Origin of the sequence: Enterobacter sp. E12 (assembly GCF_014596715.2) — a bacterium.
In the GTDB taxonomy this organism is placed as follows: Bacteria; Pseudomonadota; Gammaproteobacteria; order Enterobacterales; family Enterobacteriaceae; genus Enterobacter; species Enterobacter bugandensis.
Window position 1 is genome coordinate 3,354,403 of sequence record NZ_CP115601.1, and the last position, 21,300, is coordinate 3,375,702.

The 21,300-nt window shown below is 58.0% G+C and carries 21 protein-coding genes; 2 read left to right on the plus strand and 19 right to left on the minus strand.

The window, feature by feature from the left end:
• Positions 1 to 70: 70 nt before the first annotated feature.
• The 11 genes from argT to pdxB all read right to left on the minus strand — a co-directional run bounded on the left by argT (position 71) and on the right by pdxB (position 10,804).
• Positions 71 to 853: a lysine/arginine/ornithine ABC transporter substrate-binding protein ArgT gene (gene argT / locus IB212_RS16080; protein ID WP_028013956.1), complete on the minus strand. Its 783-nt coding sequence runs from the start codon at positions 851 to 853 to the stop codon at positions 71 to 73.
• A 290-nt stretch (positions 854 to 1,143) separates the two neighbouring features.
• On the minus strand, positions 1,144 to 1,713 hold the full coding sequence (locus tag IB212_RS16085) for a UbiX family flavin prenyltransferase (protein ID WP_028013957.1): 570 nt from the start codon (positions 1,711 to 1,713) through the stop codon (positions 1,144 to 1,146).
• 88 nt (positions 1,714 to 1,801) lie between these two features.
• Positions 1,802 to 3,319: an amidophosphoribosyltransferase gene (gene purF, locus IB212_RS16090; RefSeq protein ID WP_014884664.1), complete on the minus strand. Its 1,518-nt coding sequence runs from the start codon at positions 3,317 to 3,319 to the stop codon at positions 1,802 to 1,804.
• A 33-nt stretch (positions 3,320 to 3,352) separates the two neighbouring features.
• Positions 3,353 to 3,841: a colicin V production protein gene (cvpA, locus tag IB212_RS16095; RefSeq protein WP_000262116.1), complete on the minus strand. Its 489-nt coding sequence runs from the start codon at positions 3,839 to 3,841 to the stop codon at positions 3,353 to 3,355.
• 164 nt (positions 3,842 to 4,005) lie between these two features.
• Entirely contained in the window at positions 4,006 to 4,698 is a 693-nt protein-coding gene (gene dedD / locus IB212_RS16100; RefSeq protein ID WP_045631481.1) for a cell division protein DedD, read from the minus strand.
• Positions 4,688 to 5,956, minus strand: a complete 1,269-nt coding sequence (gene folC / locus IB212_RS16105) for a bifunctional tetrahydrofolate synthase/dihydrofolate synthase (RefSeq protein ID WP_041908898.1) — start codon at positions 5,954 to 5,956, stop codon at positions 4,688 to 4,690. Before folC ends, dedD begins: the two co-directional genes overlap by 11 nt.
• A gap of 70 nt (positions 5,957 to 6,026) precedes the next feature.
• Complete coding sequence (gene accD, locus IB212_RS16110; RefSeq protein WP_003861408.1) at positions 6,027 to 6,932, minus strand: acetyl-CoA carboxylase, carboxyltransferase subunit beta; 906 nt, start codon at positions 6,930 to 6,932, stop codon at positions 6,027 to 6,029.
• A 154-nt stretch (positions 6,933 to 7,086) separates the two neighbouring features.
• Positions 7,087 to 7,746, minus strand: coding sequence for a DedA family protein (locus IB212_RS16115; RefSeq protein WP_008502599.1), 660 nt, complete (start codon positions 7,744 to 7,746; stop codon positions 7,087 to 7,089).
• A gap of 28 nt (positions 7,747 to 7,774) precedes the next feature.
• Entirely contained in the window at positions 7,775 to 8,587 is an 813-nt protein-coding gene (gene truA / locus IB212_RS16120; protein WP_041908896.1) for a tRNA pseudouridine(38-40) synthase TruA, read from the minus strand.
• Positions 8,587 to 9,600 (minus strand): aspartate-semialdehyde dehydrogenase, encoded by a 1,014-nt coding sequence (locus IB212_RS16125; protein WP_028013962.1) that lies wholly within the window; start codon positions 9,598 to 9,600, stop codon positions 8,587 to 8,589. The genes truA and IB212_RS16125 overlap by 1 nt, the downstream gene beginning before the upstream one ends.
• Positions 9,601 to 9,667: 67 nt before the next feature.
• Positions 9,668 to 10,804 (minus strand): 4-phosphoerythronate dehydrogenase PdxB, encoded by a 1,137-nt coding sequence (gene pdxB / locus IB212_RS16130; protein WP_045631484.1) that lies wholly within the window; start codon positions 10,802 to 10,804, stop codon positions 9,668 to 9,670.
• Between the two features lie 113 nt (positions 10,805 to 10,917).
• Between pdxB and flk the strand changes: the two genes are divergently transcribed.
• Entirely contained in the window at positions 10,918 to 11,922 is a 1,005-nt protein-coding gene (gene flk, locus IB212_RS16135; RefSeq protein WP_028013964.1) for a flagella biosynthesis regulator Flk, read from the plus strand.
• Positions 11,923 to 12,011: 89 nt separating this feature from the next.
• On the opposite strand, the gene IB212_RS16140 is transcribed toward flk, so the two are convergent.
• A complete protein-coding gene (locus IB212_RS16140) occupies positions 12,012 to 13,190 on the minus strand; it encodes an MFS transporter (RefSeq protein ID WP_188245952.1) in 1,179 nt (392 codons plus the stop codon).
• Positions 13,191 to 13,258: 68 nt separating this feature from the next.
• A complete protein-coding gene (gene fabB / locus IB212_RS16145) occupies positions 13,259 to 14,476 on the minus strand; it encodes a beta-ketoacyl-ACP synthase I (RefSeq protein WP_023336433.1) in 1,218 nt (405 codons plus the stop codon).
• A 158-nt stretch (positions 14,477 to 14,634) separates the two neighbouring features.
• Between fabB and mnmC the strand changes: the two genes are divergently transcribed.
• The gene (mnmC, locus tag IB212_RS16150; RefSeq protein WP_188245953.1) at positions 14,635 to 16,632 is read left to right on the plus strand and encodes a bifunctional tRNA (5-methylaminomethyl-2-thiouridine)(34)-methyltransferase MnmD/FAD-dependent 5-carboxymethylaminomethyl-2-thiouridine(34) oxidoreductase MnmC; all 1,998 of its coding nucleotides are present in this window, start codon (positions 14,635 to 14,637) and stop codon (positions 16,630 to 16,632) included.
• A gap of 62 nt (positions 16,633 to 16,694) precedes the next feature.
• Here the strand turns inward: mnmC and IB212_RS16155 are convergent, their stop codons facing one another.
• Genes IB212_RS16155 through prmB form a run of 6 tightly spaced genes read right to left on the minus strand, consistent with a single transcriptional unit; the run spans position 16,695 to position 21,243 of the window.
• On the minus strand, positions 16,695 to 16,970 hold the full coding sequence (locus IB212_RS16155) for a YfcL family protein (protein WP_028013966.1): 276 nt from the start codon (positions 16,968 to 16,970) through the stop codon (positions 16,695 to 16,697).
• A gap of 13 nt (positions 16,971 to 16,983) precedes the next feature.
• Entirely contained in the window at positions 16,984 to 17,529 is a 546-nt protein-coding gene (locus IB212_RS16160; RefSeq protein WP_047364128.1) for an elongation factor P hydroxylase, read from the minus strand.
• A complete protein-coding gene (locus IB212_RS16165; protein WP_041908882.1) occupies positions 17,529 to 18,338 on the minus strand; it encodes a sulfite exporter TauE/SafE family protein in 810 nt (269 codons plus the stop codon). The genes IB212_RS16160 and IB212_RS16165 overlap by 1 nt, the downstream gene beginning before the upstream one ends.
• The gene (mepA, locus tag IB212_RS16170; protein ID WP_188245954.1) at positions 18,338 to 19,162 is read right to left on the minus strand and encodes a penicillin-insensitive murein endopeptidase; all 825 of its coding nucleotides are present in this window, start codon (positions 19,160 to 19,162) and stop codon (positions 18,338 to 18,340) included. The genes IB212_RS16165 and mepA overlap by 1 nt, the downstream gene beginning before the upstream one ends.
• A gap of 2 nt (positions 19,163 to 19,164) precedes the next feature.
• Positions 19,165 to 20,250, minus strand: a complete 1,086-nt coding sequence (aroC, locus tag IB212_RS16175; protein WP_028013970.1) for a chorismate synthase — start codon at positions 20,248 to 20,250, stop codon at positions 19,165 to 19,167.
• 60 nt (positions 20,251 to 20,310) lie between these two features.
• Complete coding sequence (gene prmB / locus IB212_RS16180; protein ID WP_023312578.1) at positions 20,311 to 21,243, minus strand: 50S ribosomal protein L3 N(5)-glutamine methyltransferase; 933 nt, start codon at positions 21,241 to 21,243, stop codon at positions 20,311 to 20,313.
• Between the last annotated feature and the right edge of the window lie 57 nt (positions 21,244 to 21,300).

The following is a 21,300-nucleotide window of genomic DNA, read 5'->3' on the forward strand; positions in this document are numbered from 1 at the left end:
GCGACCCAATATGGTGCACAAATTGCACCATATTGAATCACCCACACCCGCCACGCACCACGCTGGTGCGTCAGTCACCGTAGACGTTGAAGTCGAAGTATTTCTTCGCCAGTTTGTCGTAGGTACCGTCTTTGCGCAGCTCCGTGAATGCTTTGTCAAAGGCGGCTTTCAGCTCTTTATCGTCTTTACGCAGGCCGATGCCGGTGCCGTCACCAAAGTATTTTTTGTCTTTCACGGACGGGCCCGCAAAGGCGTAATCTTTACCGGCCGGCTGCTTCAGGAAGCCTTCGCTCGCCGCGACTTCATCCTGGAACGCGGCATCCAGACGGCCTGCCGCCAGGTCAGAGTAGATCAGATCCTGGTTCTGGTAAGCCACCACGTCGACGCCCTTCTCGCGCCAGTTGGCATTCGCGTAACCTTCCTGGGTTGAGCCCTGGAGCACGCCCACATGCTTGCCTTTCAGCGAGTCGATGGTCGGCTGGATCGGGGAACCTTTCGCGGCAATCAGACGCGAATCCGCAGCGTAGAGCTTGTCAGAGAATGCAATCTCCTGCTGGCGTTTTTCGGTGATGGAGAGAGAAGAGATAATGGCGTCGATTTTCTTTGCCTTCAGCGACGGGATTAACGCGTCGAAGTCGCTGCCCACCCATGTGCATTTCACTTCCATACGTTTGCACATTTCATTTCCCAGATCGATATCAAACCCCACGAAATCGCCTTTCGCATCCTTGGAAGAGAATGGCGCGTAGGTTGCGTCTGTACCGATACGAACCGTCTGTGGAAGCGCTGCGTAGCTACCTGCCGCCGCACTTAACCCCACCAGCAAAGACAGAGCCAGAACCGTCTTCTTCATACATTTACCCTCAAGTACCGTGATTTTATTATGTATTGTGTTGTGTGTTGTGTTGCAGGCTTCTCTTGCAGGTCTTATGCCACATTGCCGTCTGGTCAAAAGTTCGACGTTAAATATGTTAATAAAACGTTGCGATATTGCCTTAATGGTGAAAGATAGCAGGTCTGCCGAACGAACCGGAAAGAGAAAAAGGGAAAAAGCGAATTAAATGTCGAGGATATGATCGCCGTTGCATAATTGCCCTGAAACAGGGCAACGTCTCTTTTCATGCACAGCATTTGTGCACAGAATCAGGCTCCCTGCCAGCGGGTGAAGAGGTCTTCGGGCAGGTCGATGTCAAACTGATCCAGCACGCGATTGACGGTCTGATTAATCACATCGTCCAGCGACTGCGGTCGGTGATAGAACGCCGGCACCGGCGGCATGATCACTGCGCCCAGCTCGGCGGCCTGGGTCATGAGGCGCAGATGGCCCAGGTGCAGCGGCGTTTCCCGCACGCAGAGCACCAGCGGGCGGCGCTCCTTCAGCACCACGTCCGCCGCGCGCGTTACCAGTGTGTCGGTATAGCTGTTCACAATCCCGGAGAGCGTTTTGATTGAACAGGGCAGGATCACCATACCGGCGGTTTTAAACGAGCCTGAGGAGATGCTGGCGGCGATATCGCGGGCATCGTGAACCACGTCCGCCATCGCCTGGACATCGCGCAGGGAGAGATCCGTTTCAAGGGAGAGGGTTTGCCGCGCCGCCTGGCTCATCACCAGATGCGTTTCCACTTCTGCCACGTTACGCAAAACCTGTAGCAGGCGTACGCCGTAAATCGCGCCGCTGGCACCGCTGATGCCTATTATGAGTCGTTTCATGATTTCGCCCTTGCTGAATTCTGGGCTGACTGTGCAGGATTTTGCGGGGAGTTGCAAGTGAGGGCGAGCGCCCTCACCTGCGGAGAGATTAACCTTCGTTGTGCATCTCTAAGCTTTCGAGATCGTTTTGCAGCTGAACGGCTTTCGCATCGTCGTTGCGCAGCGAATCAAGGTAGTCGAGGTACTGCTGGTCAACGTCTTTCGTCACGTAGACGCCATTGAACACGGAGCATTCGAACTGCTGAATCTCCGGATTCTCGGCGCGCACCGCGTCGATGAGATCGTTGAGATCCTGGAAAATCAGGCCGTCGGCACCGATGATCTGGCGAATCTCATCCACTTCACGGCCGTGAGCAATCAGCTCGTTGGCGGTTGGCATATCAATGCCGTATACGTTCGGGAAGCGAATCTCCGGCGCGGCAGACGCCAGGTAGACTTTCTTCGCACCCGCTTCGCGCGCCATCTCGATAATCTGCTCAGAGGTGGTGCCACGAACGATGGAGTCATCCACCAGCAGAACGTTTTTGTCGCGGAATTCCGCGCGGTTGGCGTTCAGCTTGCGGCGCACCGACTTACGGCGCAGGTGCTGGCCCGGCATGATAAACGTGCGGCCAACGTAGCGGTTCTTCACGAAGCCCTGACGGTACGGCTTGTCCAGAATTCGGGCGATCTCCAGGGCGATATCGCAGGAGGTTTCCGGGATAGGAATCACCACGTCGATGTCGAGATCGTCCCACTCGCGGGCTATCTTCTCGCCGAGCTTCGTGCCCATATTGACGCGCGCGCTGTAGACGGAAATCTTGTCGATGAACGAATCCGGACGGGCAAAATAGACGTATTCAAACAGGCACGGGTTGCTGACCGGGTTGTCGGCACACTGCCGGGTGAACAGCTGGCCCTTCTCGGTTATATACACCGCTTCGCCCGGCGCAACGTCGCGCAGGAATTCGAAGCCCAGGGTATCCAGCGCCACGCTCTCAGAGGCAACCATATATTCGGTACGGCCATCGCCGAGGTCGCGCTTGCCCAGCACCAGCGGACGAATGCCGTTTGGATCGCGGAAGGCGACCATGCCGTGACCGATGATCATCGCCACGCAGGCGTACGCACCGCGGATCTGGCGGTTGGTCGCGGCAATGGCAGCGAAGATATTGTCTGCTTCCAGCGGGTAGTGACGGAAGTTATCCAGCTCGCTGGCGAACACATTGAGCAGGATTTCTGAATCAGAGGTGGTGTTAATGTGGCGACGTTTCTCTTCGAACAACTTCTTACGCAGCTCATGAGCGTTGGTCAGGTTGCCATTATGGGCAAGCGTGATGCCATACGGTGAGTTGACGTAGAAAGGCTGTGCCTCAGAGGCGCTGGAACTGCCAGCAGTAGGATAACGAACGTGACCGATCCCCATATTACCTTGCAGACGCTGCATATGGCGGGCTTCAAACACATCGTTTACCAGGCCATTGGCCTTACGTAAACGGAAGCAGTTGTTTGCATCAATGGTGATGATACCCGCAGCATCCTGCCCACGGTGCTGAAGCACCGTTAACGCGTCATAAATCGACTGGTTTACCGGCATGAAACCGGCGATACCGACAATACCGCACATTCGTCTTTTCCTCGTTAAGCCACATCTCAGGGTTTATGCCCTGGGCAAAAAACTCGACGAGCTTTGCAGATAGTCAAAGAACCATCTGATGATGAAGCTGAACTCTGGAATGAGCTGCGATTTTTGCCAGTCTTCGCTTTTGGAGAACCCGGTGAAGGTATCCAGGAAGAACAGGATCGCGGCCACAATCAGCACGCCTCGTAATGCCCCGAAACAGATCCCGAGTACCCTGTCCGTTCCTGACAGACCGGTTTTCTCGACCAGCTGACCTATCACGTAATTCACGATAGCGCCGACAATCAGCGTCGCGATAAACAGCACCGCGATGGCGATTCCATTTCGGACCAGTTCATCTTCAAAGCCCGTGAACCAGACAGACAGGTAAGTGTAGTAATGACTGGCAACAAAGAAAGCACAACCCCAGGTTACCAGCGATAACGCTTCACGAACAAAGCCACGGATCAGGCTAACCAGACAGGAAAAACCAATCACCGCAATGATGGCGTAATCAATCCAGACCATATGTGTCCCACGATTAAACGCCCTGTCATCCAGTTCGGGGCGAATTCTAACAGAAAAAGAAAACGTTTGCGTAGGGATTTCCTTCCCGCGCGTAAATAAAAAAGGCGCTGAAAAAATGTTCAACGCCGTGGCTTATCGCCTCTCTCTAAAGGAGCAGGTCGTACTTAGTTCGCGCTGTAGCTCATCACCACACCACTCAGCCCGGAGATCTGCTTCAGCTCGCCCAGCGACCCTTTCAACTTGTCTTTCGACGCCTCCGGCCCCACGAGGATACGGGTGATTTTACCCTGTACCGGCGTGGAAGGTGAAGTGTAAACGCGATAGCCCGCGCTGCGCAGTTTACCCACAACCTCGTTGACTTTATCGGCGTTTTTCAGCGCCCCCAGCTGCACAACGTAGGCTTTGCCGGTCGGCGCTGCGTCTTGCTTCGCAGGTGGTGGAGTTTCAGACGCTGCAGCAAGCTGCTCTGCTGCTTTATCTCGCTGTTGCTGAGGCTTCGGCTGCGGTTTCTCTACCGGCTTCGGTTTTTCAGCAGGCTTAGGCTTCTCTACCGGTACCGGATCGATCTCGATGTTGTTATTCGCCGCCAGACGCGACGGGTCGAGTGACGGTGCAGCGGCATCGCCCGCGCGAACTTCTTCCGCCGCCCCTTCAGGCGGCTGAGCAGGCAGCGCCTGAGTCGCCGCAGGCAGCATATCCGGCTCATCGCGGTCGCCCGGCTTCGGCACCAGCGGAATGGCTGCAAACTCGTCCTGATAATGTTTTTTCTGCCCGTCGAGCAGCCCGGGAAGAATAATCACCCCGAGCGCGACCAGCACAATGGTTCCTGTTAAACGGTTCTGAAACTTACTCGCCACCGGTTCTCCCCGCGTCCATCACTTCCATGACATGTGCCACCGTGTGGAAAGAGCCACACACCAGCACGGTATCTTCTGGTTTTGCATCCGCCATCGCGGCATGCCAGGCCTGCGCCACGCTACTGTAGATTGCACCTTTACCGAGATGTTCCATCAACTGCTCAGCTGTCGCACCGCGCGGCCCCTCCAGAGGAGCACAATACCAGCTATCGACCACACTCTCCATGCAGGCCAGCGTGCCGCCGATATCTTTATCATGAAGCATACCGATAACCGCCAGCACGCGCCCGGTTTTTGGTAACGATTTGAGACGTCCTGCGAGATACGCCGCCGCATGCGGGTTGTGCGCCACATCCAGAATCAGACGCGGTGACTCGCTGACTATCTGGAAACGACCCGGCAGCAGCGCATTCTGAATGCCGTCACGGATCGCCTGCTCACTTACAGCTAATCCGCTGGCGCGCAGTGCCGCCAGCGCGGTTGCCGCGTTCGGCTGTGGCACCTGCGGCAGCGGCAGATTCTCCAGCACGCCCTGCGCATCGCTAAAGCGCCAGCCGTTGCCCTGCACCGCATACTGCCAGTCAACGCCTCGGCGCAACAGATGTGCGCCCTTCTCTTTCGCCACGTCGGCAATGGTATGCGGCATGTCCGGCTCGCCCACCACGGCGGGCTTATTCGCCCGGAAAATACCGGCCTTCTCGCGGCCAATGCTTTCACGGTCCGGGCCCAGCCAGTCGGTATGATCCAGCGCGATGCTGGTGACCACCGCCACGTCCGCATCCACCATATTGGTGGCATCCAGACGCCCGCCCAGCCCCACTTCCAGGATCACCACGTCCAGCTGCGCCTGTTTGAACAGCCACAGCGCCGACAGGGTGCCGTATTCAAAATAGGTTAATGAGGTTTCCCCGCGCGCCGCTTCGATAGCCGCGAACGACGCCGTATGGGCAGATTCCGCCAGCTCGGTGTTCTGCACCCGCACGCGCTCGGTATAGCGCACCAGATGCGGTGAGCTGTAAACGCCAACCTTGTACCCCGCCGCCATCAGGACTGACTCCAGCGTGCGGCAGGTCGTCCCTTTACCGTTAGTACCTGCAACGGTGAACACGAACGGAGCCGGTTTCAGCACGTCGAGACGCGCGGCAACCTGGCTTACGCGCTCAAGGCCCATATCGATGGTTTTACTGTGCAGGTTTTCCAGATAAGAAAGCCACGCGGCCAGGGGCGACGTGGCTTGGGGAATGCTTTTATTTTCCATAATGCCCGGTTGTCATTAACAGGTTATAAAGCAAAAGGGCAGCGCCATCTGGCCCTGCCCTTTTCAGTTATCAGGCCTCGGGTTCCTGATCCGGTACCACCACGCCTTCGCGCGGCTCATCCGGGTTAGGCGCTGGCAGATTCATCAGCTTCGCCAGAATGCTGGCCAGTTTCAGGCGCATTTCCGGACGGCGGACGATCATATCGATAGCGCCTTTCTCAATGAGGAACTCACTGCGCTGGAAGCCCGGCGGCAGTTTTTCACGAACGGTCTGCTCGATGACGCGAGGACCGGCAAAGCCGATCAGCGCTTTTGGCTCAGCGATGTTCAGGTCACCCAGCATCGCGAAGCTTGCGGAGACGCCACCCATGGTTGGGTCGGTCAGCACGGAGATGTACGGCAGACCGCGCTCCTGCATTTTCGCCAGCGCCGCAGAGGTTTTCGCCATCTGCATCAGGGACATCAGCGCTTCCTGCATACGTGCACCACCGGAGGCGGAGAAGCAGATCAGCGGACAGTTGTCTTCCAGCGCCTGCTCAACGGCACGCACGAAACGCGCACCGACCACGGAGCCCATTGAGCCGCCCATAAAGGAGAACTCAAACGCAGCGGCAACCACCGGCATCTCGTGCAGGGTGCCTTTCATGACGATCAGCGCGTCTTTCTCGCCGGTCTCTTTCTGTGCAGAGGCCAGACGATCTTTGTATTTTTTGGAGTCGCGGAACTTGAGCACATCTTTTGGCTCCAGTTCGCTGCCCAGTTCTACCAGAGAACCTTCGTCCAGCAGGCTATGCAGGCGGTTGCGCGCCGACATACGCATGTGGTGGTCACACTTCGGACACACCTCGAGATTGCGTTCCAGTTCTGCGCGATACAGAACCTGGCCGCAGCTATCACACTTCGTCCATACCCCTTCAGGAATGCTCGCTTTGCGCGTCGGGGTAATGTTGCTTTTAATTCGTTCAATCCAGCTCATTGATAACCTTTCTGCCTGAACCTGGTCGTATGCCAGTTTTGCTATAAGAGGCGAATAATGCCATTTTTGCCTCCAACAGACCATGAATGTTGCACATTAAAACATAACAGCCCGAAACTTTGGATAAAAAAGTGGTCGAACCGCCAGCGTGCATTTACTTCGCTTGCTTTGCTGCCGCGCGTTTGTGACGAATAATTTCAATCACGCCAGGCAGTACGGAAAGCACAATAATCGCTACAATCAGTAACTTAAGGTTTTCCTGAACCACCGGCAAGTCGCCAAACAGGTAGCCTGCATAGGTAAAGAGCAACACCCAAAGCAGTGCGCCCACCACGTTATACATTGCAAAATGACGATAGGACATATGGCCCATTCCCGCCACAAACGGCGCAAATGTGCGCACAATAGGCACAAAACGCGCAAGGATAATGGTTTTTCCACCATGACGTTCATAGAAGGCATGGGTCTTGTCTAAATAGCTGCGGCGGAAAATTTTCGAGTCCGGATTACTGAACAACCGCTCACCGAACACCCGGCCAATCGTATAGTTGACCGCATCCCCGACAATCGCGGCAATCACCATCAACACCACCATCAGATGCACGTTCAAATCATTGGTGGGCAGCGCCGACAACGCACCGGCCACAAACAGCAGCGAGTCTCCCGGCAGGAACGGGGTAACGACCAGACCGGTTTCACAGAACAGAATCAGGAACAGAATGGCGTAAACCCAGACGCCGTACTGTGCGACCAGCTCCGCCAGGTGAACATCAATATGCAGAATGAAATCAATCAGAAAACGTATTACGTCCATATTGTCTAAGCCTTAATTGCACCTTTGTTTAGTCCGCTAAAAACAGCGGGCCCATTGGCGGTTTTGGCAGGTCAAACCGATCCGGATAGTCTACCGAGACCAGATAAAGCCCTTCCGCTTTCGCCGTTGCTGCCGCAAGCGTTCTGTCCTTCGCTGCCAGCAGTTCTGCAATCCAGCTCTCCGGCTGGTGTCCGGCGCCCACTTCCATCAGGCTGCCCACAATATTCCGCACCATATGATGTACAAAGGCATTGGCTTTGATATCCACCACCACATACGCGCCAAAACGACTGACGTTAATGTGCATGACGTTACGCCACGGCGTACGGGACTGACACTGCACCGCACGAAACGACGTAAAGTCATTTTCACCAATCAGACACTGCGCCGCGCGATGCATGCGTTCTGCATCGAGCGGTTCATAAAAATGCGTCACGCCCTGGCTTAACACCGCCGGACGCAGACGCTGGTTGTAGATGACATAGCGATAGCGACGCGCCGTTGCGCTGAAGCGCGCGTGAAAATCATCCGGCACAGATTTCACCCAACGCACCGCGATGTCACCAGGTAAATTCGCATTTACACCCAGCGTCCAGGCGGCATCCTTACGCACGGCGGTGGTTTCAAAGTGAACCACCTGCCCCGTGCCATGAACACCCGCGTCCGTACGCCCCGCGCACAGGACGTTAATCGGCTCGTTTGCCACCTGTGAGAGCGCTTTCTCCAGCTTTTCCTGAACGCTGCGCACCTCATTCTGACGCTGCCAGCCATAATATTTACTGCCATCGTACTCAATACCGAGGGCAATTTTATGAACCGGCTTTTGATCCACTTCGGACATCAGTACAGATACTCCTGCACCAGCTTCTCGGCGATCTTGACCGCCATCAGCGCGCCGCCAAAGCGAACGTTATCGGCAACGGACCAGAACTGGACCTGCTCCGGCATACCGTAGTCGTTACGCACGCAGCCAACGGAAAGATGCGCGCTGCCGGTGGCGTCGCCCACCTGGGTCGGGAACTCGCTCTCTTCGGAAAGGACGATATCTTCACCGCGGCCAAACGCGTCGCGCGCTTCCTCTGCCGCCAGCGGGCGCAGGGCTTCAAAACCGACCATCTGCGCGTGGCCGTAGAAGACCGGAGACTGTACGACGCTGGCGGAAATCATCAGCCCCTCGTCCTGCAGAATCTTGCGCGCTTCGTCGACGAGACGACGCTCTTCGCGCACGGAACCTTCACGATCCGGCAGCAGCGGCAGCATGTTGAACGCCAGCTGGCGGCCAAAGAAATCATCTTCGTCGATCGGGATGCCGTTCAGCAGCTTCGCACTCTGCCCGGCCAGCGCGTCAACGGCTTTTTTACCGTTCGCCGACGCGGACAGCAGGCTGGTGACGGTAATGCGCGACAGGCCGCCGTCGTCAATCAGCGGTTTCAGGGCAGTCAGCAGCTGGCTGGTCAGGCTGTTCGGTACCGCGATAACGTTACGGTTGCGGTAGTCAGCCAGCACAAACGGATTGACGTCCGGGACCACCAGCGGCACGTCCGGCTCCAGGGAGAACAGACCGCTCAGGTCGATCACCAGGCAGCCCGAATTGGTCGCCTCTTCAATGTAAGACGCCGTGGCTTCAGCACCTGCGGCAAAAAACGCCAGCTGCGCCTGGGTCCAGTCAAACGCGGCCGCATCCTGAACCATCACGGATTTACCGCCAAAACGCAGATGTTCGCCAGCGCTGTCGGTGCGCGCCAGCGCATAGATATCTCCCACCGGGAACTGACGCTCGGCAAGAGTTTCGAGCAGGGCTTCGCCCACGGCACCCGTGGCACCTAAAATGGCAATGTTCCAGCCTTCAGACATGGTGGTTTACTCCAGAAATAAAAAAGCGTCCCTGTCGGCGTATCCGACAGGGAGCATTAAGAAGACATTAATGCGCCGGGTGATGAACGGCGTTAAAACCCAGTTTCTTGAGCAACGTCGCAGCCGCTGCGTCGTCGCACATCACATACAGGGAAGACCACTCGCGGCGCTCAACGTAGTTCTTGCGCAGCTTATCAAATTCACCCGGGATCCCCGCCACCTTACGCAGCAGCGCATCGTCGCGGCGCACATCATACACCAAATGCACCAGCCTTTTCAGCGTTGCCTGATCGAGCGGGCCATGCAGGGTAATGCGGCCAAATTCAGGCGCGGGGAGTAAAGTATCAAGCGCCACCTGCTGCGGATGACCGATAAAGGCGCTGTAGGCTTCAAATACCTGCGTCGTGCCGCGCGCTTTGCCTTCAAGCGTATAGCCCGCGATATGCGCGGTGGCAACGTCAACCTTGTTCAGCAACTCAACGTTGAGATCCGGCTCCGGCTCCCAGACGTCCAGCACCACGCTGAGATCGTGTCCTTCATTCAGACATTTCAGCAGCGCGGCATTATCCACCACCGGGCCACGACAGGCATTTATCAGAATAGTGCCAGCCTTCAGACGGCGAATCAGCGCCTCGTCCGCCAGATGCAGGGACTTATACGGCCCCTCTTTAAACAGCGGCGTGTGGAACGTCAGCACATCGCACTGTTCAACCAGCTCATCCAGCGCGCGGAAATCCTCGTCGTCACCGTTGTCTTTACGCGGCGGATCGCACAGCAGCGTGCGGATACCTAACGCTTCAAGGCGCTTTTGCAGACGCCCGCCGACGTTACCCACGCCGACAATCCCCACGGTGCGGTCTTTCAGCGCAAAACCATCGCGCTCGGCCAGCATCAGCAGCGAGGAGAAAACGTATTCCACGACGGCAATGGCGTTACAGCCCGGCGCGGCGGAAAAACCGATTCCGGCCTGCTTCAGCCACTGATCATCCACATGATCGGTCCCTGCCGTTGCGGTTCCGACAAACTTAATCGCTTTACCGGCAAGCAACGCCTCATTTACTTTGGTCACCGAGCGCACCATCAGCGCGTCTGCGTCATCCAGTTCGTTAACCGGGATCGGGCGACCAGGGACAGCCTTAACGTCGCCGAGGCGGCTAAACAGCTCGCGGGCGTAAGGCATATTTTCATCAACGAGGATTTTCACGTCTGAGTACCTGTTTGAGAGGAAGAAAACCTGCCAAGTGTGCCATAATCTGGCCGCCAGGCATATACGTATGCCGGGTTTACGCTGAGTTTTGACTTTAAGGATTTTTGACGATGCAGCCCATTTCAGGTACGCCGCCACGCCCACCGGGTGAAGGCCCTGTCACGCCAAACGTTGCCGGTGAACAGCCACTATCCACGCAACAGCGCACCGTGCTGGAGCGACTGATCACGCGCCTGATAGCGCTGACTTCGCAGCAAAACGCGGAAGTCTGGGCCGGGGTAAAGCATGATTTAGGCGTGAGGAACGACGCACCGCTGCAGTCGCGCCATTTCCCTGCCGCCGAGCAAAATCTCAACCAGCGTATTACGACCGCGCAGCAGAACCACACCACGCGTCAGATTGTCACGCAGTTGACTGAGCTGCTGGGCCAGGGAAATAACCGTCAGGCTGTCAGTGACTTTATCCGTCAGCAGTATGGCCAGACCGCCCTGAGCCAGCTGACGCCAGACCAGCTTAAAACCGTGCTGACGCTGTTGCAGAACAATCAGTTGTCTATTCCGCAGCCTCAGGTGCGCCCCTCAACCGAGCGCCCGCTGCAGCCTGCCGAGCACAACACGCTGAACCAGATGGTGACCAAACTGGCCGCCGCCACCGGCGAGTCGACGAAGCTTATCTGGCAATCCATGCTGGAACTGTCCGGCGTGAAGGCGGGCGAGCTGATTCCGGCCAAACAGTTTACCCATCTGGTGACCTGGCTCCAGGCGCGCCAGACGCTCAGCACCCAGAGCGCCCCTACCCTGCATACCGTTCAGGCGGCGCTTAAACAGCCGCTGGAACCGCACGAGTTCGAGGTGATTCGGGATTACGCCCAGCAGAACTGGCAGGCCACGCCGCAAACGGTACTGACCACCGCGCAGGTGCAGGATGTGCTGAATCAGATCTTTGTTCGCCGCGCCGAGCGGGAAGGCGGCGTGCCGGAGGTAAGAAACGTTCAGCCGATCTACAGCCCGCTGTTTGCGCCCGTTGTGGAGACCTTCAGAACGCTCTCTGCCCGCCCGGGATTAATGTTGATTGCATTATTGATTGCGCTGGCGATTTTCTGGCTGGTTGCCTGAGGATTTGCCCGGTGGCGCTACGCTTACCGGGCCTACAACGGCTCGAACCGTAGGCCGGGTAAGGCGCAGCCGCCACCCGGCGACAACAGTTAATTTCTGCGAAACGCCACCAGCGTCACCACGATCCCCACCACCGCAGAAACCGCGCCGGCCAGGAAGACGGACGGGTAGCCAAACGAGGTGGCTAACAGACCCGCCAGCGGCCCGGTTACGCCGTATGAGATATCCTGAAACGCCGCATAGCCGCCCAGCGCCGTACCGCGGACCTGCGGCGCCACGCGCTTCACCACCTCAACGCCCAGCGCCGGGAAGATCAGCGAGCAGCCGCAGCCGGTTAACGCCGCACCAAGCAGCGCAACGGAGGCGACCGGCGCCTGCCAGAGCAACACCAGCCCAACGGTTTCAATCACCAGCGACGCCACCGCCACCTTCACGCCGCCAAAGCGATCCGGCATCCAGCCGAACAGGACACGCATCACGACAAACGCGCCGCCAAAGGCCGTCAGCGTAAAGCCCGCCATTGCCCAGCCGCGGCTCATGAAATAGAGGGAGACGAAGGTACCAATCACCGCGAAGCCTACTCCCTGAAGCGCCAGCCCCAGCCCTGGCTGCCAGATTTGCCCCACCACACTCCACAGCGAAGGACGTTCGCCTTTATGGGCGGGCACCTTGCGTACCGAACCGTTAAAAGCCCACGCCAGCAGCGGTAATACCATGGTGGTTGCTGCCAGTACCGCAAAACCAAACTGGCTGTGGATCAGCAAACCCAGCGGCGCGCCTGCAGCCAGTGCGCCATAAATCGCCATCCCGTTCCATGACATCACTTTGCCGGAGCGCGCAGGCCCCACCAGCCCCATCCCCCAGGTCAGGGTGCCGGTCAGCAGCTGGCTTTCACCGAAGCCAAGGATTAAACGGCCCACCACCAGCAGCGCAAATTTATACGCGGCGTCGACCGGCAGGAGAGCGGCCAGCAGCCACGCGCCCCCCGCCAGACCGCAGGCAGACATGCCCTGCAGCGCCGAGCGTTTTGCACCGTGCTGATCGGCCAGCCGTCCTGCGTAGCCGCGGGTTAATACCGTGGCTAAAAACTGAATGCCCACAGCAATGCCGACCATGGTGTTGCCATAGCCGAGTTCGTGATGAACGAACAGCGGGATCACCGGCAGCGGCAGGCCAACGGTCATGTAGGTCAGGAATACCGCAAAGGCGATGCGGAAAAGAGAAAGGTTCCCGGAAGGAGTGCCCTTCTCGGGGGTAACAGCCTTCATGCATAACTCCGTGTTCAGGCATAAAAAAAGGGAGCCTTTCGGCTCCCTTCTATTATACATTCAAACGCTTATGCTTTCAGCTTGCGCATAACCAGCGTGGCGTTGGTGCCGCCGAAGCCGAAGCTGTTGGACATGACGGTGGTCAGCGTCGCTTCCGTTGGTTTGGTCACGATGTTCAGGCCAGCCGCCTGCTCGTCCATCTCGTCGATGTTGATGCTTGGGGCGATAAAGCCGTTTTCCAGCATCAGCAGAGAGTAGATCGCTTCCTGCACGCCCGCCGCACCCAGAGAGTGACCGGTCATGGCTTTGGTGGCAGAGATAGCCGGGCTGTTGTCGCCGAACACTTCGCGGATCGCACCCAGCTCTTTCACGTCACCTACCGGAGTAGAGGTACCGTGGGAGTTCAGGTAGTCGATTGGGGTATCAACACCGTGCATCGCCATCTTCATGCAGCGCACCGCGCCTTCGCCGGACGGAGCAACCATGTCGGCGCCGTCGGACGTTGCGCCGTAGCCCACGATCTCAGCGTAGATGTGCGCGCCGCGCGCCAGCGCGTGCTCCAGCTCTTCAACCACAACCATACCGCCGCCGCCCGCGATAACGAAACCGTCACGGTGCGCGTCATAAGTACGGGAGGCTTTGTCTGGGGTTTCGTTGTACTTGGTGGACAGTGCGCCCATCGCGTCGAACTCACAGGCCATTTCCCAGCCCAGCTCTTCGCCGCCGCCAGCAAATACGATGTCCTGTTTGCCCAGCTGGATCTGCTCAACCGCGTTGCCGATACAGTGTGCGGAAGTCGCACACGCGGAGCTGATGGAGTAGTTCACACCGTGAATTTTGAACGGGGTCGCCAGGCACGCGGAAACCGCAGAACCCATAGCTTTCGTGACCACGTACGGACCTACCGCTTTCAGACCACGCGGGCTGCGCATGGCGTCAGCACCGAATACCTGCGCTTTAGAGGAACCGCCGGAACCGGCAATCAGGCCCACGCGCGGGTTGTTCTGATAAACCTCTTCGCTCAGGCCGGAATCTTTGATCGCTTCCTGCATGGAGAGATAAGCATAAATAGAGGCATCGTTCATGAAACGAACCACTTTGCGGTCAATCAAACCGGTGGTGTCCAGTTTGACGTTACCCCATACGTGGCTACGCATACCTGAATCTTTAAACTCTTCAGAGAAAGTGATCCCGGAGCGTCCTTCACGCAGAGATGCCAGGACTTCCTGCTGGTTATTACCGATGCTGGAAACAATGCCCAGGCCAGTAATCACTGCACGTTTCATTCAATACCTCTGTAAGTCGCACTATAAAAAGTTTCGAGTCGCACAATAGCGTACACTTGTACGCCGAACAAGTCCGATCAGACATTTTCTGCGGAAATTTGCACCGATGGACTCACATCGTTAAGATCGTGCCACTGCCTGTCAGACGAGTAACTTACGTGAAACAAAACGCTATACAACCCGCCAACCTCGAATTCAACGCTGAGGGTACACCTGTTTCCCGAGATTTTGATGACGTCTACTTTTCTAATGATAACGGACTCGAAGAAACCCGCTATGTTTTCCTCGAGGGAAACCAGCTCAGCGCCCGCTTCCCTGCGCACCCGCGCAGTCTGTTCGTTGTTGCGGAAAGCGGATTCGGCACCGGGCTCAATTTTTTAACCCTCTGGCAGGCGTTTGACCAGTTTCACGCTGCGCACCCTGAGGCTACGCTACAAAGATTACATTTCATCAGTTTTGAAAAATTTCCGCTTACCGCGCACGATCTGCGGCTCGCCCACCAGCGCTGGCCGGAGCTTGCAGCCTGGGCGGAGCAGCTTCAGGCGCAGTGGCCGCCGCATATCGGCGGCTGCCACCGTCTGATTCTGGACGGCGGACGGGTGACGCTGGATTTATGGCTGGGCGACATTAACGACCTGACCGATACGCTCGACGACGCGATGAACCAGACGGTGGACGCGTGGTTCCTTGACGGCTTTGCGCCCGCCAAGAACCCGGACATGTGGAGCCAGCATCTGTTTAGCGCGATGGCCCGGCTGGCGCGTCCCGGCGCAACGCTCGCCACCTTTACCTCGGCCGGCTTTGTTCGCCGCGGCCTGCAGGACGCGGGCTTTACCATGCAGAAGACCAAAGGCTTTGGCCGCAAGCGCGACATGCTGGTCGGCACGATGGAACGGACGCTGGACATTCCCGCCCGGGCTCCCTGGTTTGCGCGCAGCGCCAGCGCATCGCGCGAAGTGGCGATCGTTGGCGGAGGGATCGCCAGCGCCCTGCTCTCTCTCGCGCTGCTGCACCGGGGCTGGCAGGTGACACTCTACTGCGCTGACGAGGCACCAGCCAACGGCGCGTCCGGCAACCGCCAGGGCGCGCTTTACCCGCTTTTAAGCGCGCACGATCCGGCCCTGTTCCAGTTTTTCCCGGCAGCGTTTACCTTCGCTCGCCGCCTGTATGATTCCATTCCGGTGGCATTCGACCATGACTGGTGCGGCGTGACGCAGCTCGGATGGGATGAAAAGAGCCAGCAAAAAATCGCCCAGATGCTGTCGTTGGGTCTGCCGGAGGAGATTGCCCGCGCGGTCAGTGCGCAAGAGGTGGCAGACACCGCGGGCGTGGAAACCGGCTGTGGCGGCATTCAATATCCGCTCGGCGGCTGGCTGTGCCCGGCTGAACTGACCGCGGCGGCGATTAGCCTGGCGCAGTCACGCGGGCTGAGGGTGCATTATGCTCATAAGGTTGAATCGCTTAGCCGGTCAGAACGGTGGACTCTGCATTTTGCTGATGGCAAAGCGGCACGCCATGCCAGCGTTGTGCTGGCAAACGGACATAACATCAGCCAGTTTATCCAGACCGAGACGTTGCCGGTTTATCCGGTCGGCGGCCAGGTAAGCCATATCCCGACCGCGCCCGAACTGAGCAAGCTGCGCCAGGTGCTGTGCTATGACGGCTATCTGACGCCACAAAATCCGTCTAACGGACATCACTGCATCGGCGCCAGCTACCATCGTGGCGAAGCGGATATGCGCTACAGCGAAGCGGATCAGCAGCAAAACCGCCAGCGCCTGATTGACTGCTTCCCGGACGCGGCGTGGGCGAAAGAGGTTGACGTGAGCGAGGGCGAAGCGCGCTGCGGCGTGCGCTGCGCGACCCGCGATCACCTGCCGATGGCGGGAAACGTGCCGGACTATGAAGCCACGCTTGAACTCTATCAGGATCTGGCAGAAAACAAGGAAACGGCGGTAAGTGCCCCGGTTTATCCGGAACTGTTCATGCTGGGCGGATTAGGATCGCGAGGATTGTGCTCCGCGCCGCTGCTGGCTGAAACGTTAGCCGCGCAAATGAGTAATGAGCCTGTTCCGCTGGACAGAACCACGCTTGCGGGGCTGAACCCGAATCGACTGTGGGTACGGAAACTGCTGAAGGGGAAAATGGTTAAGTAGGGTGCGGTCTGGTGCCCTCACCCCGGCCCTCTCCCACTGGGAGAGGGAGATGACGCACTTACTTAGCGTTTAGCCTGCTGGAATAAATTGTCCCACATGCCCAGCACTAAAGACTGGTCGCGCGGAGAGAGCTCCCCGGCCAGAATGGCTTTTTCCAGGCTGCGCGTGACTTCAGCGTGAACGGCGTCGGCAGAGTGATCGTCACCTGCTTCCAGCTCGGCTACCGCCAGCGTCAGGTGACCACGCAGATAACCGCTGGCGAACAGCTCATCATCACTGGCGTGTTCCACCATGTCATCAATTAACGCCAGAATGCGTGATTCAAATTCTGCGATCATCTTCTTTCCTCTGTTAAAGATCTTCCGGCCAAGGGAAGCATTCCGCCGTGATCTCCGGCGTGTGGTAATAATTCTGTAAAGCCCTGATCAGGCGCGCCGGACGTTCCGGGATGCCCTTCTCAAGATACTCCATCACCTGCGCATGCACGCGGCGCTGGAAGACGATACGGTCTGGCTCGAAGTCGCCTTCAAGGTTGTCACAGCTCACGTTGAACGGGAAGCCCGCCGCCACGCAGAACAGCCATTCCAGCGCCTGCGGCTTCACTTCCACGTCTTCAAACTGGCCCTGGGTGGCGGCGTCGCGCCCGTCCGGACAGTACCAGTAACCGAAGTCCACCAGCTCGCGACGCGCTTTCCCCGCGATGCACCAGTGCGAAATTTCGTGCAAACCGCTGGCGTAAAAGCCGTGGGCAAAGACGATGCGGTTGTACGGAACCTCTGCATCAGCAGGAAGATAGATCGGTTCGTCGTCGCCTTTAATCAGACGGGTATTAAAATCATCAGCAAAACAGCTATCGAAGATCTCTATCAACTGTTCGTATTTATGCGTACTGTTCATTAGTTCATCCCCAACCAGGTGAGGATCTCCTGTCCATGGCTGTCATAAAGAAGTTTGGCGCTCATCACCGCCGAGACGACAACAATCATCGGGCGGATCAGCTTTTGCCCTTTGCTTAATACCAGACGCGAGCCTGCGCGCGCGCCCAAAAACTGCCCTGCCATCATCACAAACCCGGTTGCCCAGATAACCTTGCCGCCAATGATAAACAGCAGCAGGCCGCCGACGTTCGAGGTCGCATTCAGCACCTTGGCGTGGGCGGTGGATTTGGCGAGGTTAAAGCCGGCCAGCGTCACGAACGCCAGCGCGTAAAACGAGCCTGCCCCCGGGCCAAAGAAGCCGTCGTAAAAGCCGACGCAGCCACCGGCAATCAGCGCAAACGGCAAGCCGTGCAGCCGCCGCGCCCGGTCTTCCTCACCGAGCTTAGGCATCAGCAGGAAATAGAGACCGATGCAGATAACCAGAATCGGCAGGATCTGGCGCAAAATATCCGACTGCACGTGCTGCACCAGCAGCGCGCCCGACGTTGAGCCGATAAAGGTCATCAGGATATTGAGCTTTTGATCGGCGAGATTCACCACCTTGCGGCGGATAAAATAGAGCGACGCCGAAAGCGAGCCGCCGCAGGCCTGCAGCTTATTGGTGGCAAGCGCCTGCGCCGGGCTCATGCCCGCCGCCAGCAGCGCGGGCACGGTTAACAGCCCGCCGCCGCCCGCGAGCGCATCGATAAAACCGGCCAGCATGGCCACAAAGAACAGCACCACCAGCAGCAGCGGTGACACCATAAACAGATCGACGAAATTATCCATTAAAGTACATGCTCATCCAGTAGCGCCTGGCAGGAAGGCGGCAACGGAGGCGGTGTCTTCTTCTCAGGCTTAGAGGTTCCAGGTTTTGCCGGCTCAAACCAGCTTTGCAGTTCGTAACCACAGCCATCGCCTGGCGGCGGTAGCGGCTGATCTTCACATTCCAGGCTGTTCGCCGGGCAGCGCAGACGAACGTGCATATGCGCACGATGCTGGAACCACGGGCGCACTTTGCGCAGCCAGTCGCGATCGGTTCCGGCATCCAGGCAGAGCTGCTGCTTGATCGCCGGGTTGACGAAAATCCGCGTGACGTCGTTATCTTTCGCCGCCAGCTTGATCAGGCTCGAAATATCCCGTGACCACAGTGATGGCACCACGCTTTTGCCGTCGCGCGACACCAGATCCAGCGCCTGCGGCTTCAGCAGCTGCGCAGACGTCCAGCGCGTTTTCGGCAGCTGCAGGAAGATGTCGACATCCAGTCCGGTCTGGTGGCTGGCGTGCCCGCCGTTAAAGCGGCCACCGGCAGGCATCCCCATATCGCCAATCAGCATCGTCCCCAGCCCCAGGTTATGCACCTGGTTCCCCAGTCGCTGAATGAACAGCACCAGATCAGGGTGGCCGAAGTAACGACGCTGGTCGGTACGCATCACCTGATAGGTATCTGATTGCAGCGGCAGCTCCTGCGCGCCCACGATACAGCCGTTAGAGAAGGCGCCGATGGACTGCGCGCTTCCCGCCACCGGATGGGTGATTTTTTGCCACGGCGTGGCGGCCAGACTGGCTCCACTGGCCAGCAGCGCCAGCAGAGTAATTGCGGTTTTTTTCATGTTTACCAGCGTGGAATGGTGGTCGTCACGTCCGCGTTCTGCGCGCGCTGGCGCAGGAAGTGATCCATCAGCACGATCGCCAGCATCGCTTCCGCGATCGGCACCGCGCGGATCCCCACGCACGGATCGTGACGACCTTTGGTGATCATCTCAACTTCTTCGCCTGAGCGGTTAATCGTGTGGCCCGGCACGGTGATGCTTGAGGTCGGCTTCAGCGCGATGTTGGCAATAATCTGCTGTCCACTGCTGATACCGCCGAGAATGCCGCCCGCATGGTTGCTCTGGAAGCCCGCTTTCGTGATTTCGTCGCGGTTCTGGCTGCCGCGAAGTGCCACCACGTCGAAGCCGTCGCCAATCTCGACGCCCTTCACCGCGTTGATGCTCATCAGCGCGTGGGCGATATCGGCGTCGAGACGGTCAAATACCGGCTCGCCCCAGCCAGCCGGGACGCCATCTGCCACCACGGTGACTTTCGCGCCAATGGAGTCGCCCTCTTTTTTCAGGCCGCGCATCAGTTCGTCCAGGGCGTCAAGCTTATCCGCATCGGCGCAGAAGAACGGGTTTTGTTCGACCTGATCCCAGTCCTTGATCGCCAGCGGAATGTCGCCCATCTGGGTCAGACAGCCGCGAATGACGATGCCAAATTTCTGCTGCAAATACTTTTTAGCAATAGCGCCAGCGGCCACGCGCATCGCGGTTTCACGCGCGGAAGAGCGTCCGCCGCCGCGATAGTCGCGAAAACCGTACTTTTGCTCGTAGGTGTAGTCGGCATGGCCCGGGCGGAACACGTCCTTGATAGCACCGTAGTCCTGAGAGCGCTGATCGGTGTTTTCAATCAGCAGACCAATGCTGGTGCCGGTGGTGCGGCCTTCAAAAACGCCGGAGAGAATTTTGACCTGGTCCGGCTCGCGACGCTGCGTGGTGTAGCGAGAGGTGCCCGGACGACGGCGGTCAAGGTCGTGCTGTAAATCTGCTTCGGTCAGTTCGATGCCTGGCGGTACGCCATCAACGATACAGCCCAGCGCCAGCCCGTGCGACTCGCCAAAGGTGGTCACGCGGAATAACTGTCCAATACTGTTTCCTGCCATCACGGCTCCGATGTTGTTGTTTGTGTTTGAGCGTTGTGAAACGGGCCGAAGCCCGCTGGATTAATCTTTATAGATGCTGAAGTGTTCGCGCGCGTCGAGCAGCTGCGCTTTGGTCAGCATAAAGACGCCGTCACCGCCGTTGTCGAACTCAAGCCAGGTGAAAGGCACATCCGGGTACTGCTCTATCAGATGTACCATGCTGTTGCCCACTTCACAAATCAGAACGCCGTCATCGGTCAGGTAATCCGGCGCGCAGGCCAGAATGCGGCGGGTCAGCTTCAGGCCGTCCGAGCCTGACGCCAGGCCCAGCTCCGGCTCGTGACGATATTCGTTCGGCAGATCGGACATGTCTTCTGCATCGACGTACGGCGGGTTAGTGACGATCAGATCGTACTGCAGCGTCGGCAGGTCGCGGAACAGGTCAGAGCGGATTGGCGTGACGTGATGGATCAGGCCGTGCTCTTCAATGTTGTGTTCGGTCACGGCCAGCGCGTCGGTGGAGATATCGACGGCGTCCACTTCCGCTTCCGGGAAAGCGTAGGCGCAGGCAATAGCGATGCAGCCGCTGCCGGTGCACATATCGAGAATGTGCTGCGGCTGATGGTTAATCAGGCCTTCAAAGTGATTGTTGATCAGCTCACCAATCGGCGAGCGCGGTACCAGCACGCGTTCATCGACGTAAAACTCGTGGCCGCAGAACCAGGCTTTGTTGGTCAGATAAGCAACCGGAATGCGCTCGTTTACGCGACGGATCACGCGCTCAACGATGCGATGTTTTTCGCTGGAGGTCAGGCGCGCGGTGCGCATGTCTTCCGGAATGTCCAGCGGCAGGTAAAGAGACGGCAGCACCAGCTGAACGGCCTCGTCCCACGGGTTATCGGTACCGTGACCGTACCAGATATTAGCGGCGCTGAAGCGGCTAACCGACCAGCGCAACATGTCCTGTATGGTATGCAGCTCGTTTACTGCTTCATCGACAAATATTTTATCCACTCTTTCCTCCAGGGCATGCTCGCATAATTTTCGGCGGCTAGTTTGCCATGAAGACGG

Coding starts and splice junctions, on each gene's coding strand:
- argT (WP_028013956.1), bottom strand. CDS start 853: ATGAAGAAGACGGTTCTGGCTCTGTCTTTGCTGGTGGGGTTAAGTGCG.
- IB212_RS16085 (WP_028013957.1), bottom strand. CDS start 1,713: ATGAAACGACTCATAATAGGCATCAGCGGTGCCAGCGGCGCGATTTAC.
- purF (WP_014884664.1), bottom strand. CDS start 3,319: ATGTGCGGTATTGTCGGTATCGCCGGTTTCATGCCGGTAAACCAGTCG.
- cvpA (WP_000262116.1), bottom strand. CDS start 3,841: ATGGTCTGGATTGATTACGCCATCATTGCGGTGATTGGTTTTTCCTGT.
- folC (WP_041908898.1), bottom strand. CDS start 5,956: ATGGAAAATAAAAGCATTCCCCAAGCCACGTCGCCCCTGGCCGCGTGG.
- accD (WP_003861408.1), bottom strand. CDS start 6,932: ATGAGCTGGATTGAACGAATTAAAAGCAACATTACCCCGACGCGCAAA.
- IB212_RS16115 (WP_008502599.1), bottom strand. CDS start 7,746: ATGGACGTAATACGTTTTCTGATTGATTTCATTCTGCATATTGATGTT.
- truA (WP_041908896.1), bottom strand. CDS start 8,587: ATGTCCGAAGTGGATCAAAAGCCGGTTCATAAAATTGCCCTCGGTATT.
- IB212_RS16125 (WP_028013962.1), bottom strand. CDS start 9,600: ATGTCTGAAGGCTGGAACATTGCCATTTTAGGTGCCACGGGTGCCGTG.
- flk (WP_028013964.1), top strand. CDS start 10,918: ATGCAGCCCATTTCAGGTACGCCGCCACGCCCACCGGGTGAAGGCCCT.
- IB212_RS16140 (WP_188245952.1), bottom strand. CDS start 13,190: ATGAAGGCTGTTACCCCCGAGAAGGGCACTCCTTCCGGGAACCTTTCT.
- fabB (WP_023336433.1), bottom strand. CDS start 14,476: ATGAAACGTGCAGTGATTACTGGCCTGGGCATTGTTTCCAGCATCGGT.
- IB212_RS16155 (WP_028013966.1), bottom strand. CDS start 16,970: ATGATCGCAGAATTTGAATCACGCATTCTGGCGTTAATTGATGACATG.
- IB212_RS16160 (WP_047364128.1), bottom strand. CDS start 17,529: ATGAACAGTACGCATAAATACGAACAGTTGATAGAGATCTTCGATAGC.
- IB212_RS16165 (WP_041908882.1), bottom strand. CDS start 18,338: ATGGATAATTTCGTCGATCTGTTTATGGTGTCACCGCTGCTGCTGGTG.
- mepA (WP_188245954.1), bottom strand. CDS start 19,162: ATGAAAAAAACCGCAATTACTCTGCTGGCGCTGCTGGCCAGTGGAGCC.
- aroC (WP_028013970.1), bottom strand. CDS start 20,250: ATGGCAGGAAACAGTATTGGACAGTTATTCCGCGTGACCACCTTTGGC.